The organism is Citrobacter sp. MGH105 (assembly GCF_001037485.2).
GTDB classification, from domain to species: Bacteria; Pseudomonadota; Gammaproteobacteria; order Enterobacterales; family Enterobacteriaceae; genus Citrobacter; species Citrobacter portucalensis.
Genome location: NZ_CP073048.1, coordinates 4761821 through 4785061, shown reverse-complemented (window position 1 = coordinate 4785061; position 23241 = coordinate 4761821). Strand labels below are relative to the sequence as shown.

At 54.6% G+C, this 23241-nt stretch carries 11 protein-coding genes and 3 rRNA genes; 10 read left to right on the top strand and 4 right to left on the bottom strand.

Going from position 1 to position 23241, the window contains the following annotated elements; genetic code table 11:
• Position 1 precedes the first annotated feature (1 nt).
• On the top strand, positions 2-1327 hold the full coding sequence (gene zraR, locus SK35_RS22875; protein ID WP_048215156.1) for a sigma-54-dependent response regulator transcription factor ZraR: 1326 nt from the start codon (positions 2-4) through the stop codon (positions 1325-1327).
• Here the strand turns inward: zraR and purD are convergent.
• Together purD and purH are read right to left on the bottom strand one after the other, a co-directional pair.
• Positions 1324-2613 (bottom strand): phosphoribosylamine--glycine ligase, encoded by a 1290-nt coding sequence (purD, locus tag SK35_RS22870; RefSeq protein ID WP_048215155.1) that lies wholly within the window; start codon positions 2611-2613, stop codon positions 1324-1326. The two genes, zraR and purD, sit on opposite strands and share 4 nt — an antisense overlap.
• 15 nt (positions 2614-2628) lie before the next feature.
• Entirely contained in the window at positions 2629-4218 is a 1590-nt protein-coding gene (gene purH / locus SK35_RS22865) for a bifunctional phosphoribosylaminoimidazolecarboxamide formyltransferase/IMP cyclohydrolase (protein WP_048215154.1), read from the bottom strand.
• Positions 4219-4842: 624 nt separating this feature from the next.
• Between purH and SK35_RS22860 the strand changes: the two genes are divergently transcribed.
• From SK35_RS22860 to rrf, 3 genes are all read left to right on the top strand, one after another.
• A 16S ribosomal RNA gene (locus SK35_RS22860) occupies positions 4843-6384 on the top strand.
• A gap of 235 nt (positions 6385-6619) precedes the next feature.
• A 23S ribosomal RNA gene (locus SK35_RS22855) occupies positions 6620-9526 on the top strand.
• 100 nt (positions 9527-9626) lie between these two features.
• A 5S ribosomal RNA gene (gene rrf / locus SK35_RS22850) occupies positions 9627-9742 on the top strand.
• Together the 16S, 23S and 5S rRNA genes form the textbook arrangement of a ribosomal RNA operon.
• A gap of 213 nt (positions 9743-9955) precedes the next feature.
• Here rrf and SK35_RS22845 read toward each other — a convergent pair.
• A complete protein-coding gene (locus SK35_RS22845; RefSeq protein ID WP_003826501.1) occupies positions 9956-10393 on the bottom strand; it encodes an acetyltransferase in 438 nt (145 codons plus the stop codon).
• 157 nt (positions 10394-10550) lie between these two features.
• Between SK35_RS22845 and metA the strand changes: the two genes are divergently transcribed.
• The 4 genes from metA (at position 10551) to aceK (ending at position 16570) form a co-directional block, all read left to right on the top strand.
• Entirely contained in the window at positions 10551-11480 is a 930-nt protein-coding gene (metA, locus tag SK35_RS22840) for a homoserine O-acetyltransferase MetA (RefSeq protein ID WP_003826503.1), read from the top strand.
• Positions 11481-11748: 268 nt separating this feature from the next.
• Positions 11749-13350, top strand: a complete 1602-nt coding sequence (aceB, locus tag SK35_RS22835) for a malate synthase A (protein WP_048215153.1) — start codon at positions 11749-11751, stop codon at positions 13348-13350.
• Positions 13351-13381: 31 nt separating this feature from the next.
• Positions 13382-14686, top strand: a complete 1305-nt coding sequence (gene aceA / locus SK35_RS22830) for an isocitrate lyase (protein WP_003826506.1) — start codon at positions 13382-13384, stop codon at positions 14684-14686.
• Between the two features lie 102 nt (positions 14687-14788).
• Positions 14789-16570: a bifunctional isocitrate dehydrogenase kinase/phosphatase gene (aceK, locus tag SK35_RS22825; protein WP_048215152.1), complete on the top strand. Its 1782-nt coding sequence runs from the start codon at positions 14789-14791 to the stop codon at positions 16568-16570.
• A gap of 86 nt (positions 16571-16656) precedes the next feature.
• Here the strand turns inward: aceK and iclR are convergent, their stop codons facing one another.
• Complete coding sequence (gene iclR / locus SK35_RS22820; protein ID WP_048215151.1) at positions 16657-17481, bottom strand: glyoxylate bypass operon transcriptional repressor IclR; 825 nt, start codon at positions 17479-17481, stop codon at positions 16657-16659.
• A 195-nt stretch (positions 17482-17676) separates the two neighbouring features.
• Between iclR and metH the strand changes: the two genes are divergently transcribed.
• Both metH and SK35_RS22810 read left to right on the top strand, forming a co-directional pair.
• A complete protein-coding gene (gene metH / locus SK35_RS22815; RefSeq protein ID WP_048215150.1) occupies positions 17677-21360 on the top strand; it encodes a methionine synthase in 3684 nt (1227 codons plus the stop codon).
• Positions 21361-21580: 220 nt separating this feature from the next.
• Positions 21581-23212: a Na/Pi cotransporter family protein gene (locus SK35_RS22810; RefSeq protein ID WP_048213962.1), complete on the top strand. Its 1632-nt coding sequence runs from the start codon at positions 21581-21583 to the stop codon at positions 23210-23212.
• Positions 23213-23241: the final 29 nt, after the last annotated feature.

Genomic DNA, 23241 nt, shown 5'->3' with positions numbered 1-23241 from the left:
GATGACGCGCGGAAAAATCAATATTCTGGTGGTAGATGACGATATCAGCCACTGCACCATTTTACAGGCGCTGCTGCGCGGCTGGGGTTATGAGGTCGCGCTGGCCTATAGCGGGCGAGCGGCGCTGGAACAGGTGCGCGAACGCGTATTTGATTTAGTACTGTGTGATGTACGCATGGCGGAGATGGACGGCATCGCAACGCTGAAAGAGATTAAAGCGCTGAATCCGGCGATTCCGGTCTTGATCATGACGGCGTTCTCCAGTGTGGAGACCGCCGTTGAGGCGCTTAAAACCGGGGCGCTGGACTACTTAATCAAGCCGCTGGATTTTGACCGTCTGCAGGAGACGCTGGAAAAGGCGCTGGCGCATACGCGGGAAACGGGCGCTGAACTGCCATCGGCGTCGGCTGCGCAGTTTGGCATGATTGGCAGCAGTCCGGCGATGCAGAAGTTGCTCAATGAAATCGCGATGGTTGCGCCCTCGGATGCTACGGTGCTTATTCACGGAGACTCCGGTACGGGGAAAGAATTGGTGGCCCGGGCGCTGCATGCCAGCAGCGCCCGTCGCGATAAACCGCTGGTGACGCTCAACTGCGCGGCGCTTAATGAATCGCTGCTGGAGTCCGAACTTTTTGGTCACGAGAAAGGGGCGTTTACCGGGGCGGATAAACGGCGGGAAGGTCGCTTTGTGGAAGCCGATGGCGGCACGTTATTTCTTGATGAAATCGGTGATATTTCACCGCTGATGCAGGTGCGTCTGCTGCGGGCTATCCAGGAGCGAGAAGTGCAGCGTGTTGGTAGCAATCAGACTATTGCGGTTGATGTCCGGCTGATCGCCGCCACGCATCGTAATCTGGCCGAGGAAGTCAGTGCCGGGCGCTTTCGTCAGGATCTCTACTATCGCCTGAACGTCGTCACCATTGAAATGCCAGCGCTGTGCCAGCGCCGGGAAGATATTCCGCTGTTAGCCGAATATTTTCTCCAGCGTTTTGCCGCGCGTAACCGTAAAGCGGTGAAAGGCTTTACTCCGCAGGCGATGGATCTGCTGATCCACTACGACTGGCCGGGCAATATTCGTGAGCTGGAAAATGCGATTGAGCGCTCGGTGGTGCTGCTGACGGGAGAATATATTTCCGAACGCGAGCTGCCGATGGCGATTGCCGCGACGCCGATAAAAACGGAATTCAGTGGCGAGATCCAACCGCTGGTGGATGTCGAAAAAGAGGTGATTCTGGCGGCGCTGGAAAAAACGGGCGGCAATAAAACGGAAGCCGCCCGTCAGTTAGGCATTACGCGTAAAACGCTGCTGGCGAAAATTTCGCGTTAGCGTTGCTCGCGTTCAATGGCGCGCCAGCCGATGTCGTTACGGCTGAAGCTGCCATCCCAGCGGATGTCGGTCATCAGGGCGTAAGCGCGTTTCTGCGCTTCAGCCACAGTATGACCCAGGGCGGTGGCGCACAGCACGCGACCGCCGCTGGTCAGCACGCGATCGTCTTCGGCGATTTTAGTGCCCGCATGGAACACTTTTCCGTCTTCTACTTCTTCCAGCGGCAGACCGTGGATCTCATCTCCGGTGTTGTAGTTGCCCGGATAACCTCCGGCAGCAATGACGACACCCAGCGAGGCGCGTTCGTCCCACTCGGAGGTTTTCTCATCCAGCTTGCCGTCGCAGGCGGCCAGGCAAAGCTCCACCAGGTCCGATTTCATGCGTAGCATGATCGGCTGGGTTTCCGGATCGCCGAAGCGGCAGTTGAACTCGATAACCTTCGGATTGCCCTGTTTGTCGATCATCAGACCCGCGTACAGGAAACCGGTGTAGGTATTCCCTTCCGCCGCCATACCTTTTACGGTTGGCCAAATAATGCGTTCCATGGTGCGCTGATGCACTTCATCAGTTACCACCGGCGCTGGTGAGTAAGCACCCATACCGCCGGTGTTCGGGCCAGTGTCGCCGTTGCCTACGCGTTTGTGGTCCTGGCTGGTGGCCATCGGCAGCACGTGCTCGCCGTCGACCATTACGATAAAGCTCGCTTCTTCGCCGTCGAGGAACTCTTCGATCACGATACGGTGGCCCGCATCGCCAAAAGCGTTACCTGCCAGCATGTCATGAACGGCGGCTTCTGCTTCCTCCAGCGTCATCGCCACGATAACGCCTTTACCAGCAGCCAGGCCGTCAGCTTTGATGACGATCGGCGCGCCTTTCTCACGCAGATAGGCCAACGCTGGCTCAATCTCAGTGAAGTTCTGATATTCCGCCGTCGGGATCTGGTGACGGGCGAGGAAATCTTTGGTGAAGGCTTTGGAGCCTTCCAGCTGTGCAGCACCTTCGGTTGGCCCGAAGATCTTCAGGCCAGCGGCGCGGAACGCATCGACCACGCCAATCACCAGCGGCGCTTCCGGGCCGACGATGGTCAGGTCAATTTTCTCGTTCTGGGCAAAGCTCAGCAGAGCTGGAATATCGGTGACGCCGATAGCCACGTTCTGCAGTGCTGGTTCCAGTGCGGTGCCCGCGTTACCTGGTGCAACAAAAACGGTATCAACCAGCGGGGACTGTGCGGCTTTCCAGGCCAGGGCGTGCTCGCGCCCGCCGTTGCCAATCACTAATACTTTCATCGTCTGCTCCGTGGATTAATGGCGGAAGTGGCGCATGTCGGTAAAGATCATCGCGATACCGTGTTCATCGGCAGCGGCAATGACTTCATCATCACGGATAGAACCACCTGGCTGGATAACGCAGCTCACGCCAACGGCGGCGGCAGCATCAATACCATCGCGGAACGGGAAGAAGGCGTCAGAGGCCATTGCAGAGCCTTTCACTTCCAGACCTTCGTCAGCCGCTTTAATCCCGGCGATTTTTGCGGAGTACACGCGGCTCATCTGGCCTGCGCCTATGCCGATAGTCATGTTCTCTTTGGCATAAACAATGGCGTTGGATTTCACGAACTTGGCGACTTTCCAGCAGAACAGTGCATCGCGCAGCTCTTGCTCGGTCGGCTGACGTTTGGACACCACGCGCAGTTCGCCTTCGCTCACCATCCCCAGATCCCTGTCCTGAACCAGCAAACCGCCGTTAACGCGTTTGAAGTCGAGGCCCGGTACACGCTGTGCCCACTGACCGCAGGTCAGAACGCGAACGTTCTGTTTGGCGGCGGTGATTTTCAGTGCGTCTTCGGTTGCGGACGGGGCGATGATCACTTCCACGAACTGACGGGAGATAATTGCCTGCGCGGTTTCGGCATCCAGTTCGCGGTTGAAAGCGATGATGCCGCCGAATGCGGAGGTCGGGTCGGTTTTATAGGCGCGGTCGTAAGCGTCGAGAATAGAGGTACTTACCGCCACGCCGCACGGGTTAGCGTGCTTAACGATCACACAGGCTGGCTCGCTGAACTCTTTCACGCACTCCAGCGCCGCGTCGGTATCGGCGATGTTGTTGTAGGAAAGCGCTTTGCCCTGTACCTGCTGCGCGGTGGCAACGGACGCTTCTTTAACATTCTCTTCTATATAGAAGGCAGCCTGCTGGTGGCTGTTCTCGCCGTAGCGCATATCCTGCTTCTTAATGAAGTTCAGGTTCAGCGTACGCGGGAAACGACCGGCGGCCTCTTTGCTCTCACCGTGGTAAGCCGGAACCATGCTGCCAAAGTAGTTGGCAATCATGCTGTCGTAGGCGGCGGTGTGTTCGAAGGCTTTAATCGCGAGGTCAAAGCGGGTTTCCAGAGTCAGGGAGCCTTCGTTGGCATCCATCTCTTTAATAATGGCGTCGTAGTCGCTGCTCTTCACAACGATCGCTACGTCTTTATGGTTCTTGGCAGCGGAACGCACCATGGTAGGGCCGCCAATATCAATGTTCTCTACCGCATCTTCCAGCGAGCAGCCTTCGCGTGCCACTGTCTCGGCGAACGGATACAGGTTTACAACCACCATATCGATAGGGGCGATACCGTACTGTTCCATAATTCCGTCATCCTGACCGCGACGACCAAGAATGCCGCCGTGGACTTTCGGATGCAGGGTCTTCACGCGTCCATCCATCATTTCCGGGAAGCCGGTGTAATCGGAAACTTCGGTCACTGGCAGACCTTTCTCCGCTAACAGGCGCGCAGTGCCACCTGTAGACAGCAACTCCACACCACGTGCGGAAAGTGCCTGAGCGAATTCGATGATACCGGCCTTGTCAGAAACACTGAGCAGAGCGCGGTGGACTGGACGACGTTGTTGCATGGTAAATCCCCTGGATTTGACTATTACAGAGAGCGTTAGGTGAATTCTTGGCTAAAAACTCAGCTAACGCCCCTTACGGGGCATCCTTGTTTTGCGGGGGCATTGTAACGAAAACGTTTGCGCAACGCTCGCGAATTTTTAATTTTCGATTTTGACCTCTTCTTTTTCTGTTGAAGGAGGCTGATATAACGAGAGGATCGTAGATACGATCGTGTGGTTTGTGGATAACTCTGTGTGTAAATGGGTATAAGGCAGGGTTTTGCTGTGGAATGCAGCAGTCAGTCATTTTTCTGTCATTTAAGGGTTGCGGGCCGCAGGAAACTCCCTATAATGCGCCTCCATCGACACGGCGGATGTGAATCACTTCACACAAACAGCCGGTTAGGTTGAAGAGAAAAACCTGAAAATGAGGGTTGACTCTGAAAGAGGAAAGCGTAATATACGCCACCTCGCGACAGAGCGCTAAAGCGCGTCGCAACTGCTCTTTAACAATTTATCAGACAATCTGTGTGGGCACTCGAAGATACGGATTCTTAACGTCGCAAGACGAAAAATGAATACCAAGTCTCAACGAGTGAACACGTAATTCATTACGAAGTTTAATTCATTGAGCATCAAACTTTTAAATTGAAGAGTTTGATCATGGCTCAGATTGAACGCTGGCGGCAGGCCTAACACATGCAAGTCGAACGGTAGCACAGAGGAGCTTGCTCCTTGGGTGACGAGTGGCGGACGGGTGAGTAATGTCTGGGAAACTGCCCGATGGAGGGGGATAACTACTGGAAACGGTAGCTAATACCGCATAACGTCGCAAGACCAAAGAGGGGGACCTTCGGGCCTCTTGCCATCGGATGTGCCCAGATGGGATTAGCTAGTAGGTGGGGTAACGGCTCACCTAGGCGACGATCCCTAGCTGGTCTGAGAGGATGACCAGCCACACTGGAACTGAGACACGGTCCAGACTCCTACGGGAGGCAGCAGTGGGGAATATTGCACAATGGGCGCAAGCCTGATGCAGCCATGCCGCGTGTATGAAGAAGGCCTTCGGGTTGTAAAGTACTTTCAGCGAGGAGGAAGGTGTTGTGGTTAATAACCGCAGCAATTGACGTTACTCGCAGAAGAAGCACCGGCTAACTCCGTGCCAGCAGCCGCGGTAATACGGAGGGTGCAAGCGTTAATCGGAATTACTGGGCGTAAAGCGCACGCAGGCGGTCTGTCAAGTCGGATGTGAAATCCCCGGGCTCAACCTGGGAACTGCATCCGAAACTGGCAGGCTAGAGTCTTGTAGAGGGGGGTAGAATTCCAGGTGTAGCGGTGAAATGCGTAGAGATCTGGAGGAATACCGGTGGCGAAGGCGGCCCCCTGGACAAAGACTGACGCTCAGGTGCGAAAGCGTGGGGAGCAAACAGGATTAGATACCCTGGTAGTCCACGCCGTAAACGATGTCGACTTGGAGGTTGTGCCCTTGAGGCGTGGCTTCCGGAGCTAACGCGTTAAGTCGACCGCCTGGGGAGTACGGCCGCAAGGTTAAAACTCAAATGAATTGACGGGGGCCCGCACAAGCGGTGGAGCATGTGGTTTAATTCGATGCAACGCGAAGAACCTTACCTACTCTTGACATCCAGAGAACTTAGCAGAGATGCTTTGGTGCCTTCGGGAACTCTGAGACAGGTGCTGCATGGCTGTCGTCAGCTCGTGTTGTGAAATGTTGGGTTAAGTCCCGCAACGAGCGCAACCCTTATCCTTTGTTGCCAGCGATTCGGTCGGGAACTCAAAGGAGACTGCCAGTGATAAACTGGAGGAAGGTGGGGATGACGTCAAGTCATCATGGCCCTTACGAGTAGGGCTACACACGTGCTACAATGGCATATACAAAGAGAAGCGACCTCGCGAGAGCAAGCGGACCTCATAAAGTATGTCGTAGTCCGGATTGGAGTCTGCAACTCGACTCCATGAAGTCGGAATCGCTAGTAATCGTGGATCAGAATGCCACGGTGAATACGTTCCCGGGCCTTGTACACACCGCCCGTCACACCATGGGAGTGGGTTGCAAAAGAAGTAGGTAGCTTAACCTTCGGGAGGGCGCTTACCACTTTGTGATTCATGACTGGGGTGAAGTCGTAACAAGGTAACCGTAGGGGAACCTGCGGTTGGATCACCTCCTTACCTTAAAGAACCGACCTTTGCAGTGCTCACACAGATTGTCTGATGAATGATGAACTTCTGAATGTACTTTCGAGTGCATTAAGAAGTTTTGCTCTTTAAAAATCTGGATCAAGCTGAAAATTGAAACGACACACTGTTTCATTTCTCCGTAATAAGAAATGAAAAGCGGTGTGTTCGAGTCTCTCAAATTTTTGCAAGCCGATGATGAATCGAAAGAAACATCTTCGGGTTGTGAGGTTAAGCGACTAAGCGTACACGGTGGATGCCCTGGCAGTCAGAGGCGATGAAGGACGTGCTAATCTGCGATAAGCGTCGGTAAGGTGATATGAACCGTTATAACCGGCGATTTCCGAATGGGGAAACCCAGTGTGATTCGTCACACTATCATTATGTGAATACATAGCGTAATGAAGCGAACCGGGGGAACTGAAACATCTAAGTACCCCGAGGAAAAGAAATCAACCGAGATTCCCCCAGTAGCGGCGAGCGAACGGGGAGCAGCCCAGAGTCTGAATCAGCATGTGTGTTAGTGGAAGCGTCTGGAAAGTCGCACGATACAGGGTGAAAGTCCCGTACACAAAAGTGCATGTGTTGTGAACTCGAAGAGTAGGGCGGGACACGTGGTATCCTGTCTGAATATGGGGGGACCATCCTCCAAGGCTAAATACTCCTGACTGACCGATAGTGAACCAGTACCGTGAGGGAAAGGCGAAAAGAACCCCGGCGAGGGGAGTGAAAAAGAACCTGAAACCGTGTACGTACAAGCAGTGGGAGCATCCTTCGGGGTGTGACTGCGTACCTTTTGTATAATGGGTCAGCGACTTATATTCTGTAGCAAGGTTAACCGAATAGGGGAGCCGAAGGGAAACCGAGTCTTAACTGGGCGTTAAGTTGCAGGGTATAGACCCGAAACCCGGTGATCTAGCCATGGGCAGGTTGAAGGTTGGGTAACACTAACTGGAGGACCGAACCGACTAATGTTGAAAAATTAGCGGATGACTTGTGGCTGGGGGTGAAAGGCCAATCAAACCGGGAGATAGCTGGTTCTCCCCGAAAGCTATTTAGGTAGCGCCTCGTGAATTCATCTTCGGGGGTAGAGCACTGTTTCGGCTAGGGGGTCATCCCGACTTACCAACCCGATGCAAACTGCGAATACCGAAGAATGTTATCACGGGAGACACACGGCGGGTGCTAACGTCCGTCGTGAAGAGGGAAACAACCCAGACCGCCAGCTAAGGTCCCAAAGTCATGGTTAAGTGGGAAACGATGTGGGAAGGCACAGACAGCCAGGATGTTGGCTTAGAAGCAGCCATCATTTAAAGAAAGCGTAATAGCTCACTGGTCGAGTCGGCCTGCGCGGAAGATGTAACGGGGCTAAACCATGCACCGAAGCTGCGGCAGCGACACTATGTGTTGTTGGGTAGGGGAGCGTTCTGTAAGCCGTTGAAGGTGTATCGTGAGGTATGCTGGAGGTATCAGAAGTGCGAATGCTGACATAAGTAACGATAATGCGGGTGAAAAACCCGCACGCCGGAAGACCAAGGGTTCCTGTCCAACGTTAATCGGGGCAGGGTGAGTCGACCCCTAAGGCGAGGCCGAAAGGCGTAGTCGATGGGAAACAGGTTAATATTCCTGTACTTGGTGTTACTGCGAAGGGGGGACGGAGAAGGCTATGTTAGCCGGGCGACGGTTGTCCCGGTTTAAGCATGTAGGCGGAGGTTCCAGGTAAATCCGGTACCTTTTAACGCTGAGGTGTGATGACGAGGCACTACGGTGCTGAAGTAACAAATGCCCTGCTTCCAGGAAAAGCCTCTAAGCATCAGGTAACACGAAATCGTACCCCAAACCGACACAGGTGGTCAGGTAGAGAATACCAAGGCGCTTGAGAGAACTCGGGTGAAGGAACTAGGCAAAATGGTGCCGTAACTTCGGGAGAAGGCACGCTGATATGTAGGTGAAGTGATTTACTCATGGAGCTGAAATCAGTCGAAGATACCAGCTGGCTGCAACTGTTTATTAAAAACACAGCACTGTGCAAACACGAAAGTGGACGTATACGGTGTGACGCCTGCCCGGTGCCGGAAGGTTAATTGATGGGGTTATCCGTAAGGAGAAGCTCTTGATCGAAGCCCCGGTAAACGGCGGCCGTAACTATAACGGTCCTAAGGTAGCGAAATTCCTTGTCGGGTAAGTTCCGACCTGCACGAATGGCGTAATGATGGCCAGGCTGTCTCCACCCGAGACTCAGTGAAATTGAACTCGCTGTGAAGATGCAGTGTACCCGCGGCAAGACGGAAAGACCCCGTGAACCTTTACTATAGCTTGACACTGAACACTGGTCCTTGATGTGTAGGATAGGTGGGAGGCTTTGAAGTGTGGACGCCAGTCTGCATGGAGCCATCCTTGAAATACCACCCTTTAATGGCTGGTGTTCTAACGTAGACCCGTAATCCGGGTTGCGGACAGTGTCTGGTGGGTAGTTTGACTGGGGCGGTCTCCTCCTAAAGAGTAACGGAGGAGCACGAAGGTTAGCTAATCCTGGTCGGACATCAGGAGGTTAGTGCAAAGGCATAAGCTAGCTTGACTGCGAGAGTGACGGCTCGAGCAGGTGCGAAAGCAGGTCTTAGTGATCCGGTGGTTCTGAATGGAAGGGCCATCGCTCAACGGATAAAAGGTACTCCGGGGATAACAGGCTGATACCGCCCAAGAGTTCATATCGACGGCGGTGTTTGGCACCTCGATGTCGGCTCATCACATCCTGGGGCTGAAGTAGGTCCCAAGGGTATGGCTGTTCGCCATTTAAAGTGGTACGCGAGCTGGGTTTAGAACGTCGTGAGACAGTTCGGTCCCTATCTGCCGTGGGCGCTGGAGAATTGAGGGGGGCTGCTCCTAGTACGAGAGGACCGGAGTGGACGCATCACTGGTGTTCGGGTTGTCATGCCAATGGCATTGCCCGGTAGCTAAATGCGGAAGAGATAAGTGCTGAAAGCATCTAAGCACGAAACTTGCCCCGAGATGAGTTCTCCCTGACCCTTTAAGGGTCCTGAAGGAACGTTGAAGACGACGACGTTGATAGGTCGGGTGTGTAAGTGTAGCGATACATTGAGCTAACCGATACTAATGAACCGTGAGGCTTAACCTTACAACGCCGAAGATGTTTTGGCGAAGAGACAGACACAAGATTCAGTTTGATTACAGATTACATCGACATGCCCAGGAGGTGTGTTGATAAACAGAATTTGCCTGGCGGCTGTAGCGCGGTGGTCCCACCTGACCCCATGCCGAACTCAGAAGTGAAACGCCGTAGCGCCGATGGTAGTGTGGGGTCTCCCCATGCGAGAGTAGGGAACTGCCAGGCATTAATTTAGTGAAGAAGCCCATCCTGACGGATGGGCTTTTTTGCGTCTGTGTGGAATGAAAACCGCCGGATGCGGCGTACCGCCTTATCCGGCCTACAGGGGCCGGGCTGAACGTATTTTGTAGGCCTGATAAGCGCAGCGCATCAGGCAACACGTCTGCACACTGCCGGATACGGCATATCGCCTTATCCGGCCTACAAAAGCTAGTCCTGCTACCCGCGTACGAGGTTGAGTAACGGGTACGGTCGTCCGAGATCGTCCACCTCTGTACGTCCCGTCACGCTAAATCCCATCTTCTTATAGAATCCAACCGCTTGCTCATTCTGCTCGTTAACGTTGGTTGTTAGCGTTGAACTCATTGATAAAGCATGTTCAATCAGCAGTTTACCAACACCACTACCACGCACATCCGGATCGACAAACAAAGCATCAATATGCTGGTCGGTCAGGAGCATAAAAGCGACGGGCTCATCCTGTTCTGTCACTGCAACCCACAGAGGGGCTTCTGGTAAAAATGAACGTACCAGCTCCTCCAGCTCAATCCGATAATCCGCAGAGAGGAAATGGTGCGTGGCATCTACTGAGCGACACCAAATAGAAACTAACTTATCTCCTTCGTCCTGACGCGAACGACGAATGGTAAGGTTCATAGCATTCTCCTTTTTTCTTTACTGCACTATTCTACAGCAAGGAGCCGTGAAACTTTCTCAACTTGAGGATGCAAGCTCGACATTCGCATGATTCCTGGGTATCTTCAGCTATCTGGATGTCTAAACGTTTAAACGTATGTTGTGAGGTTATCAGGTTATGCCAATTCGCGTGCAGGACGAGCTACCCGCCGTCAATTTTTTGCGTGAGGAAAACGTCTTCGTGATGACGACATCCCGCGCTTCCGGTCAGGAAATTCGTCCACTGAAGGTGCTCATCCTCAACCTGATGCCCAAGAAGATTGAAACGGAAAACCAGTTCCTGCGCTTACTGTCTAACTCACCGCTGCAGGTAGATGTTCAGCTATTGCGCATCGATGCCCGCGAGTCACGCAACACCCCAACGGAGCATCTGAATAACTTCTACTGTAATTTCGAGGATATCTGCGATCAGAACTTTGACGGATTGATCGTGACCGGCGCGCCGTTGGGCCTGGTTGAATTTAATGATGTGGCTTACTGGCCGCAGATTAAACAAGTGCTTGAATGGGCCAAAGATCACGTTACCTCGACGCTATTTGTCTGTTGGGCGGTGCAGGCCGCGTTGAATATCCTGTACGGAATTCCCAAGCAAACCCGCACGGACAAACTCTCAGGCGTCTATGAGCACCATATTCTGCACCCTCATGCGCTACTGACGCGTGGATTCGATGATGCGTTCCTGGCCCCGCATTCCCGCTATGCTGATTTCCCTGCAGCGCTTATCCGCGACTACACCGATCTCGAGATCTTTGCTGAAACCGAAGAGGGAGATGCCTACCTGTTTGCCAGCAAAGACAAACGTATCGCCTTCGTGACGGGTCACCCTGAGTATGACGACCATACACTCGGCAGCGAATATTTTCGTGACGTCGAAGCGGGCTTATCGCCGGAAGTACCCTATAACTATTTCCCGAAAGATGACCCGCAAAACAAACCGCGGGCAACCTGGCGTAGCCACGGTAATTTGTTGTTTACCAACTGGCTCAACTATTACGTCTACCAGATCACGCCATATGATCTGCGTCACATGAATCCAACGCTGGATTAATCTTCTGTAGCAGACGATCCTTAAGCGTTTCAGCATATTGAATCAGGCACCTTCGGGTGCCTTTTTTATTTCCGAAACGCACCTCATCGTGTAATTAAATTTTATTTATATTGTTATCAATAGGTTAATTGATAATTAAATTAAAAATGGAAATTGTTTTTGATTTTGAAATTTAAATGAGTAGTCTTAGTTGTGCTGAACGAAAAGCGCACAACGATCCTTCGTTCGCATTGGGGATGTGTTTGGATCAATGACGAGGAACTACGCAATGAATCAACAGGCAACGACAACCGATGAACTGGTCTTCACCAGGCCGTGTGGCGAACAGGAACAGCAAATTCTGACCGCTGAAGCAGTGGAGTTTCTGACTGAACTGGTGACAAGATTTACGCCAAAGCGGAATAAACTTCTGGCTGCACGTATCCAGCAGCAGCAGGATATTGATGACGGTAAGTTGCCTGATTTTATTTCGGAAACAGCTTCCATTCGTGAAGGTAACTGGAAAATTCGCGGAATTCCTGATGATTTACTGGATCGCCGCGTAGAGATCACCGGACCCGTTGAGCGCAAGATGGTCATCAACGCGCTGAACGCGAACGTCAAAGTCTTTATGGCTGACTTCGAAGATTCACTGGCTCCTGAGTGGAGCAAAGTTATCGACGGGCAGATCAACCTGCGCGATGCGGTCAATGGCACCATTAGCTACACCAACGAAGCGGGTAAAATTTATCAGCTCAAACCTAATCCGGCTCTGTTGGTATGTCGCGTTCGTGGTCTGCACCTGCCGGAAAAACACGTCACCTGGCGTGGCGAATCTATCCCGGGTAGCCTGTTCGACTTTGCCCTCTATTTCTTCCACAACTACAAAACGTTGCTGGCGAAAGGCAGCGGCCCTTATTTCTATCTGCCAAAAACGCAGGCCTGGCAAGAAGCGGCATGGTGGAGCGAAGTGTTCAGCTATGCAGAGGACCGCTTTAACCTGCCGCGCGGTACCATTAAAGCGACCCTGCTGATTGAAACGCTGCCTGCCGTCTTCCAGATGGACGAAATTCTGCACGCCCTGCGTGACCACATTGTGGGTCTGAACTGCGGTCGTTGGGACTACATTTTTAGCTATATCAAAACACTGAAGAACCACCCGGATCGCGTGCTGCCGGACCGTCAGGTGGTGACGATGGATAAACCATTCCTCAGCGCCTATTCGCGTCTGCTGATTAAAACCTGTCATAAACGTGGCGCATTCGCGATGGGCGGCATGGCAGCGTTCATTCCCAGCAAAGATGCGGAACGTAACAACCAGGTTCTGACCAAGGTAAAAGCGGACAAAGCACTGGAAGCAAATAACGGTCATGACGGCACATGGATTGCCCATCCGGGACTGGCAGATACCGCCATGGCGGTGTTCAACGACGTACTCGGTGAAAACAAAAATCAGCTGTTCGTGACCCGTGAAGAAGATGCCCCGATTACCGCAGAGCAACTGCTGGCACCTTGTGAAGGTGAGCGTACTGAAGAAGGCATGCGCGCCAATATCCGTGTCGCGGTGCAGTACATCGAAGCGTGGATCTCCGGTAACGGCTGCGTACCGATTTACGGTCTGATGGAAGACGCGGCCACCGCCGAAATCTCCCGTACCTCCATCTGGCAGTGGATCCACCACGAGAAGACGCTCAGCAACGGCAAGCCGGTTACCAAACCGCTGTTCCGTCAGATGCTGGCCGAAGAGATGCTGGTGATTCAGGACGAGCTGGGCGAACACCGCTACAGCAGCGGGCGTTTTGACGATGCCGCGCGCCTGATGGAGCAAATCACTACCTCGGATGAACTGATCGATTTCTTGACCCTGCCAGGCTACCGCCTGCTGGCGTAATTCACCGCATAACAATATGGAGCATCTGCACATGAAAACCCGTACTCAACAAATCGAAGAATTACAGAAAGAATGGACTCAACCGCGCTGGGAAGGCATCACCCGTCCATATAGCGCGGAGGAAGTGGTGAAATTACGTGGCTCGGTCAACCCGGAATGCACGCTGGCGCAGCTTGGCGCGGCGAAAATGTGGCGTCTGCTGCACGGCGAATCGAAGAAAGGTTATATCAACAGCCTCGGCGCGCTGACCGGCGGTCAGGCGCTGCAGCAGGCGAAAGCCGGTATTGAAGCGGTCTACCTTTCAGGCTGGCAGGTGGCGGCAGATGCCAACCTGGCATCCAGCATGTACCCGGACCAATCGCTGTATCCGGCGAACTCTGTCCCGGCGGTGGTGGATCGGATCAACAACACATTCCGTCGCGCCGATCAGATCCAATGGTCAACCGGTATTGAGCCGAACGATCCTCGCTATGTCGATTACTTCCTGCCGATCGTTGCCGATGCGGAAGCAGGGTTTGGCGGCGTACTGAACGCGTTTGAACTAATGAAATCGATGATTGAGGCTGGTGCAGCGGCCGTTCACTTCGAAGATCAGCTCGCATCGGTGAAAAAATGTGGTCACATGGGCGGCAAAGTGCTGGTTCCGACTCAGGAAGCTATCCAGAAACTGGTGGCCGCCCGTCTGGCAGCCGACGTCATGGGTGTGCCGACGCTGGTGATTGCACGTACCGATGCCGACGCAGCCGATCTGATTACGTCTGATTGCGACCCATACGACAGCGAATTCATCACTGGCGAACGTACCAGCGAAGGGTTCTACCGTACGCATGCGGGTATTGAGCAGGCGATCAGCCGTGGTCTGGCCTACGCACCGTATGCGGATCTGGTGTGGTGTGAAACCTCCACGCCGGACCTTGAGCTGGCGAAGCGCTTTGCCGATGCGATCCACGCGAAATACCCTGGCAAACTGCTGGCTTACAACTGTTCGCCGTCGTTTAACTGGCAGAAAAACCTGGATGACAAAACTATCGCCAGCTTCCAGCAGCAGCTGTCGGATATGGGTTACAAATACCAGTTCATTACCCTGGCGGGTATCCACAGCATGTGGTTCAACATGTTCGACCTCGCGCACTCCTATGCGCAGGGTGAAGGCATGCGCCACTATGTTGAGAAGGTTCAGCAGCCAGAATTTGCGGCAGCTAAAGACGGTTACACCTTCGTCTCCCATCAGCAGGAAGTGGGCACAGGTTACTTCGACAAAGTCACCACCATCATTCAGGGCGGAGCTTCCTCGGTGACCGCGCTGACTGGCTCGACCGAAGAATCGCAGTTTTGATTAATGCCCGGTGGCGCTGCGCTTACCGGGCCTACGAAGGGATGTAGGCCGGATAAGCGAACGCGCCATCCGGCATGACGTTGTGCCGGATGGGAGACATTGATGACGCGTGGCCTGGAATTACTGATTGCTCAGACTATCTTGCAAGGTTTCGACGCCCAGTACGGGCGTTTTCTGGAAGTCACCTCCGGCGCGCAGCAGCGTTTTGAACATGCCGACTGGCATGCGGTTCAGCAGGCGATGAAAAGCCGTATTCACCTTTACGATCATCACGTAGGTCTGGTGGTGGAGCAGTTGCGCTGCATTACTGACGGCAAAAGTACCGACGCGGATTTTTTACTTCGCGTGAAAGAGCATTACACCCGGCTACTGCCGGATTACCCGCGCTTCGAGATTGCGGAGAGTTTCTTTAACTCCGTTTACTGTCGGTTATTTGACCACCGCTCGCTGACTCCCGAGCGGCTGTTTATTTTCAGTTCTCAGCCAGAGCGCCGTTTTCGCACGATCCCACGTCCGCTGGCGAAAGACTTTTTTCCTGATACCGGCTGGGAGTGGCTGCTGACACGCGTCCTTAGCGATCTGCCCCTGCGTCTGCCGTGGCAGAACAAACATCGTGATATCCACTACATCATCGAACACCTGACCGAAACCCTGGGAGCGGATGTGTTGTCGGGTTGCCATTTACAGGTGGCGAACGAACTGTTTTATCGCAACAAGGCCGCCTGGCTGGTCGGTAAGTTGATTACTCCTTCTGGGACGCTACCGTTTTTACTGCCAATCCACCGGACTGATGAAGGCGAATTGTTTGTCGATACCTGTCTGACCACGACGGCGGAGGCAAGCATTGTGTTTGGCTTCGCCCGCTCCTATTTTATGGTTTACGCTCCTTTGCCCGCGGCGCTGGTGGAGTGGCTGCGCGAGATCCTGCCCGGTAAAACCACCGCCGAACTGTACATGGCGATTGGCTGTCAGAAACACGCGAAGACCGAAAGTTACCGCGAATATCTGCTCTATCTTGCCCATTGCGATGAGCAATTTATTGAAGCACCTGGGATCCGCGGCATGGTGATGTTGGTGTTTACGCTGCCGGGTTTTGACCGAGTGTTTAAAATCATCAAAGACAAATTTGCCCCGCAAAAAGAGATGTCTGCCGCCCACGTCCGCGCCTGCTATCAACTGGTCAAAGAACACGATCGTGTTGGGCGGATGGCTGACACCCAGGAATTCGAGAATTTTGTGCTGGAGAAACGGCAAATCGATCCGGCGCTGATGGCGCTGTTATTGCAGGAAGCCCCGGAAAAAATTACCGATCTCGGCGATCAGATCGTCATTCGCCATCTGTATATTGAACGACGGATGGTGCCGCTGAATATCTGGCTGGAGCAGGTCGAAGGTCAGCAACTGCGCGATGCCATTGAAGAGTACGGCAACGCCATTCGTCAGCTGGCCGCCGCCAATATTTTCCCCGGCGATATGCTATTTAAGAACTTCGGCGTGACCCGTCACGGGCGTGTGGTGTTCTACGATTACGATGAAATCTGCTACATGACGGAGGTGAATTTCCGTCATATCCCGCCGCCACGCTACCCGGAAGATGAGATGAGCGCTGAGCCGTGGTACAGCGTATCGCCGGGAGATGTCTTCCCGGAAGAGTTTCGTCACTGGCTATGTGCCGACCCGCGTATAGGGCCGCTATTTGAAGAGATGCACGCTGACCTGTTCAGCGCTGACTACTGGCGCGGCCTACAGACGCGCATCAAACACGGTCACGTGGAAGATGTTTACGCCTACCGACGTCGTCAGCGGTTCAGCGTGCGTTATGAAACCGACCGTAGGCCGGATAAAGCACTTGCGCCGCCATCCGGCAATGTGCGCCGTGCCTGATGCGCTACGCTTATCAGGCTTACAAATCTGCCCTAACCTTGGATAGCCGGCCGGGTAAGGCGTAGCCGCCACCCGGCAACCCCATCTTAGCGAAATCCGCCGTACGCCAGCGTTACTTCTTTCGCCGCTTTGATCGCCATGGCGCCAAACTCGGTCACGCGATCGTCGGTAATACGCGAAATGGGTCCGGAGATGGAAATCGCAGCGAACGGCTCGCGGTGCTCGTCATAAATGCACGACGCCACGCAGCGCAGACCCAGCGCATGTTCCTCATCATCAAAGGAATAGCCGCGCTTGCGCGTCTGGGCCAAATCCTCTTTCAGATGCACTGGCGACACCAGCGTGGCGTGTGTATAAGCATGCAGGCCTTTGCGGTGCAGCAGGCCAGTCACTTGTTCTTCGCTCAGTTGGGATAAAAACGCCTTACCCGCACCGGAGGCGTGCATCGGCAGCTTGCCGCCGATAGGCGCGGACATGCGCATCAGTTGGGTGCACTGCACCTGGTCGATAATAATGGCCTGATGGTCGCTTTGATCCAGCACGGCCAGGTTTACCGTCTCACCGGAATCTTCCATCAGCTTGCGCAGGATCGGATGCACAATTGCCAGCAGATTACGGCTTTGCAAAAAGCTGCTGCCTACGATGAACGCATGCGCACCTACGGCCCAGTGGCCTAATTCACCCACCTGACGGACAAAACCCTGCTGCTGCATGGTGGTCAGCAAACGGTGAGTCGTGGAGTTTGGCAGGCCGGCCTGCTGAGCCAGCTCGGTCAGCGCCACGCTGCCGTTGGATTCCGCAATCCACTCCAGCAGCTTCAGGCCGCGGGTCAGAGACTGAACCTGCCCGGCTGCAGGCGCAGTAGCGGCGGCGGGTTTTCTACCGCGTTTCGCGGGGACAGTGGCTACCATGGCAGACTCCTTTTCTGTATCGTGGAAATCATTTTCGTTTTATTCAATTATAATGCAAGAATTCCTGTACTGATCGGATGAGTGAAGCTGAACATGTCTCATGTTGGCCGTTGTTCTCTTTTCCGCCTCTCAGGTTTGTGCCAGTATGACCTGTTGAGTTTTTTTCGGTCTGGTTGAGCGTTGTCGGGAGCGAGTGTGAGCAGCAAAGTAGAACAATTACGTCAGCAGTTAAATGAACGTATTCTGGTGCTGGACGGCGGTATGGGCACCATGATCCAGGGATATCGTCTGAGCGAAGAGGATTTCCGCGGCGAACGCTTTGCCGACTGGCCGTGCGATCTGAAAGGTAACAACGACTTGTTGGTGCTCAGCAAACCGGAGGTCATCGCCGCCATCCATAACGCCTACTTTGAGGCGGGCGCGGATATCATCGAAACCAACACCTTTAACTCGACGACTATCGCCATGGCGGATTACCAGATGGAATCCCTGTCGGCGGAAATCAACTTTGCGGCAGCCAAACTGGCGCGTGCGGCGGCTGACGAATGGACGGCGCGCACGCCGGAAAAACCGCGCTACGTCGCGGGCGTGCTTGGCCCAACGAACCGTACGGCGTCTATCTCGCCTGATGTTAACGACCCGGCTTACCGCAACATTACCTTTGATCAGCTGGTGGCCGCCTACCGTGAATCCACCAAAGCGCTGGTGGAAGGCGGCAGTGACCTGATCCTGATTGAAACCGTCTTCGATACTCTGAACGCCAAAGCCGCTATTTTCGCGGTTAAAACCGAATTTGAAGCGCTGGGCGTTGAGCTGCCGATTATGCTCTCCGGCACCATCACCGATGCTTCCGGGCGTACGCTCTCCGGCCAGACTACCGAAGCATTCTACAACTCCCTGCGCCACGCCGATGCGCTGACCTTCGGTCTGAACTGTGCCTTAGGTCCGGACGAATTGCGCCAGTACGTGCAGGAACTGTCGCGCATAGCCGAATGCTACGTGACCGCGCACCCGAACGCCGGTCTGCCGAACGCCTTTGGTGAATACGATCTCGACGCCGACACCATGGCGGCGCAGATTCGCGAGTGGGCTGAGGCCGGTTTCCTGAATATCGTCGGCGGCTGCTGCGGCACCACGCCGGAACATATCGCCGCCATGAGCCGCGCAGTGGATGGCTTACCGCCGCGCCGCTTGCCGGAAATCCCGGTTGCCTGCCGCCTTTCCGGCCTTGAGCCGCTGAACATCGGCGACGACAGCCTGTTTGTGAACGTCGGCGAGCGTACCAACGTCACCGGTTCGGCCAAGTTTAAACGCCTGATCAAAGAAGAGAAATACAGCGAAGCGCTGGACGTCGCCCGTCAGCAGGTGGAAAGCGGCGCGCAGATCATCGATATCAACATGGATGAGGGGATGCTCGACGCCGAAGCGGCAATGGTGCGTTTCCTCAACCTGATCGCCGGTGAGCCGGATATCGCCCGCGTGCCGATTATGATCGACTCCTCGAAATGGGACGTTATCGAGAAAGGGCTGAAGTGCATTCAGGGTAAAGGCATCGTTAACTCCATCTCGATGAAAGAGGGGGTTGAGACCTTTATCCATCACGCGAAGCTGCTGCGTCGCTACGGTGCCGCGGTGGTGGTGATGGCCTTTGACGAGCAAGGGCAGGCCGATACCCGCGCACGTAAAATCGAAATCTGCCGTCGGGCGTACAAAATTCTTACCGAAGAGGTAGGCTTCCCGCCGGAAGACATCATCTTCGACCCGAACATCTTTGCTGTCGCGACCGGTATTGATGAGCACAACAACTACGCGCAGGACTTTATCGGCGCGTGTGAAGACATCAAACGCGAACTGCCACACGCACTGATCTCCGGCGGCGTTTCTAACGTTTCATTCTCGTTCCGTGGCAACGACCCGGTACGTGAAGCCATTCACGCGGTATTCCTCTACTACGCCATTCGCAACGGCATGGACATGGGGATCGTCAATGCCGGGCAGCTGGCAATTTACGACGACCTGCCCGCCGAGCTACGCGATGCGGTTGAAGATGTGATCCTCAACCGTCGTGACGATGGCACCGAACGACTGCTGGAGCTGGCAGAGAAATATCGCGGCAGTAAAACCGACGACACGGCGAATGCCCAGATGGCGGAATGGCGCACCTGGGAGGTGAAAAAGCGCCTCGAATACTCGCTGGTGAAAGGCATTACCGAGTTTATTGAGCTGGATACCGAGGAAGCGCGCCAGCAGGCTGCGCGTCCGATCGAAGTTATTGAAGGACCGCTGATGGACGGCATGAACGTCGTTGGCGATCTGTTCGGCGAAGGAAAAATGTTCCTGCCGCAGGTGGTGAAATCCGCCCGCGTGATGAAGCAGGCGGTGGCGTACCTCGAACCGTACATTGAGGCCAGCAAAGAGAAAGGCTCCAGCAATGGCAAAATGGTCATCGCGACCGTGAAGGGCGATGTGCACGATATCGGCAAAAACATTGTCGGCGTGGTGCTGCAATGTAACAACTACGAAATCGTCGATCTTGGCGTGATGGTGCCCGCGGAGAAAATCCTCAGAACGGCGCGTGAAGTGAATGCCGACTTGATAGGCCTTTCCGGGCTGATTACCCCGTCGCTGGACGAAATGGTCAACGTGGCGAAAGAGATGGAGCGTCAGGGTTTCACTATTCCGCTGCTGATTGGCGGCGCGACCACCTCAAAAGCGCACACGGCGGTGAAAATTGAGCAGAACTACAGCGGCCCGACGGTGTACGTGCAGAACGCCTCGCGTACCGTTGGCGTGGTGGCTGCGCTGCTATCTGATACCCAGCGCGATGACTTTGTCGCCCGTACGCGTAAAGAGTACGAAACCGTGCGTATCCAGCATGCGCGTAAGAAACCGCGTACCCCGCCAGTAACGTTACAGGCTGCCCGCGACAACGATCTGGCCTTCGACTGGGAAAACTACACCCCGCCGGTGGCGCACCGTCTGGGCGTGCAGGAAGTGGAAGCCAGCATCGAAACTCTGCGCAATTACATCGACTGGACGCCGTTCTTTATGACCTGGTCGCTGGCCGGGAAATACCCGCGCATTCTCGAAGATGAGGTAGTAGGAGAAGAGGCGAAGCGCTTGTTCAAAGACGCCAACGACATGCTGGATAAACTCAGCGCTGAGAAGACCCTGAATCCGCGCGGCGTGGTGGGGTTATTCCCGGCAAACCGCGTGGGTGACGACATCGAGATTTACCGTGACGAGACGCGTACGCACGTCATCAACGTGAGTCATCATCTGCGCCAGCAGACGGAAAAAGTCGGTTTCGCCAACTACTGCCTGTCTGACTTTGTTGCGCCGAAACTGAGCGGCAAAGCGGATTATATCGGTGCTTTCGCGGTGACCGGGGGGCTGGAGGAAGATGCGCTGGCGGACGCCTTCGAAGCCCAGCATGACGACTACAACAAGATCATGGTGAAAGCGATTGCTGACCGTCTGGCGGAAGCATTCGCAGAATATCTGCATGAGCGTGTGCGTAAAGTCTACTGGGGCTATGCGGCGAATGAGAACCTCAGTAACGAGGAGCTGATCCGCGAAAACTACCAGGGGATTCGCCCGGCACCAGGCTATCCGGCGTGCCCGGAACACACCGAAAAAGCCACCATCTGGGAACTGCTGGATGTGGAAGCGCACACCGGGATGAAACTCACCGAATCCTTCGCCATGTGGCCAGGCGCGTCGGTTTCCGGCTGGTATTTCAGTCATCCGGACAGCAAGTACTACGCCGTGGCGCAAATCCAGCGCGATCAGGTTGAAGATTATGCCTTCCGTAAAGGCATGAGCGTGGCGGAAGTGGAGCGCTGGTTAGCGCCGAACCTCGGCTACGACGCCGACTGATTCACAAAACTGTCATCTTTCTTTACAACAAACAGGGCGCTCAATGAGTGCCCTGTCTCTTTATTACGTTTAAACCCTTATACTGAAAGGGGGCCGTTGCCGGATGGCGGCGTAAACGCCTTATCCGGCCTACATAGGGATGATTTGTAGGCCTGATAAGCGCAGCGCCATCAGGCAAATGAGCCTCAAAAAACCATAAAAATAAGGAGAACCTGATTCCGTGTTAACTCTGTTACACCTGCTTTCTGCTGTATCTATGCTGGTTTGGGGTACGCATATTGTGCGTACCGGCGTGATGCGTGTCTTTGGCGCCCGCTTGCGTACCGTCCTCAGCCGTAGTGTTGAAAAGAAGCCGCTCGCCTTTTGTGCGGGTATCGGCGTGACGGCGCTGGTGCAAAGCAGCAACGCCACCACCATGCTGGTGACCTCGTTTGTCGCCCAAGATCTCGTGGCGCTTACCCCGGCGCTGGTCATTGTGCTGGGTGCCGACGTGGGGACCGCGCTGATGGCGCGTATCCTGACCTTCGATCTCTCATGGCTATCCCCACTGCTGATTTTCATCGGCGTGATCTTCTTTCTCGGGCGTAAGCAGTCCCGCGTGGGGCAACTGGGGCGGGTTGGCATCGGGCTGGGGTTGATTTTACTTGCGCTGGAGCTGATTGTGCAGGCGGTCACGCCGATAACTCAGGCTAACGGCGTACAGGTTATTTTCGCCTCGTTGACCGGCGATATTATGCTGGATGCGCTGATTGGCGCTATGTTTGCGATTATCAGTTACTCCAGTCTGGCGGCGGTGCTGCTGACGGCCACGCTGACCGCGGCAGGCATTATCTCGTTCCCGGTGGCGTTGTGTCTGGTGATTGGTGCCAACCTCGGCTCCGGTCTGTTGGCGATGCTCAACAACAGTGCTGCGAATGCTGCTGCCCGTCGCGTGGCGCTCGGCAGCCTGCTGTTTAAGCTGGTGGGCAGTCTGATTATCCTGCCGTTTGTTCATCCGCTGGCCAATCTGATGGATGAACTGCCGCTGCCGAAATCTGAACTGGTTATCTACTTCCACGTCTTCTACAACCTGGTGCGCTGTGTGGCGATGGTGCCGTTCGCCGAACCGATGGCGCGTTTTTGTAAGCGCATCATCCGCGATGAGCCGGAGCTGGATGCACATCTGAAACCCAAACATCTGGACGTCAGCGCGCTGGATACGCCGACGCTCGCGCTGGCCAATGCCGCCCGTGAAGCCCTGCGTATCGGCGACGCGATGGAGCAGATGATGGACGGGCTGAAGAAAGTAATGCACGGCGAACCACGTGAAGAGAAAGAGCTGCGCAGGATGGCGGACGACATTAACGTGCTGTACACGGCAATTAAGCTCTATCTGGCGCGGATGCCAAAGGATGAGCTGGCGGAAGAGGAATCGCGCCGTTGGGCGGAGATTATCGAAATGTCGCTCAACCTTGAGCAGGCTTCCGATATTGTCGAACGTATGGGCAGCGAGATAGCCGATAAGTCGCTGGCCGCCCGCCGGGCATTCTCTGTCGAAGGGCTGAAAGAACTGGATGCGCTCTACGATCAGTTGCTCAGCAATCTGCAGCTGGCGATGTCAGTGTTCTTCTCAGGAGATGTGACCAGTGCCCGTCGTCTGCGTCGCAGCAAGCACCGCTTCCGTATTCTCAATCGTCGTTATTCGCATGCGCACGTTGACCGTCTGCATCAACAGAACGTGCAGAGCATCGAGACCAGCTCCTTGCACCTGGCGCTGTTGGGCGATATGCAGCGTCTGAACTCGCTGTTTTGTTCCGTGGCTTACAGCGTGCTGGAACAGCCGGATGAAGACGATGAGCGGGATGATTACTAATGAGGACAGGTGAAATATTGCCCGATGGC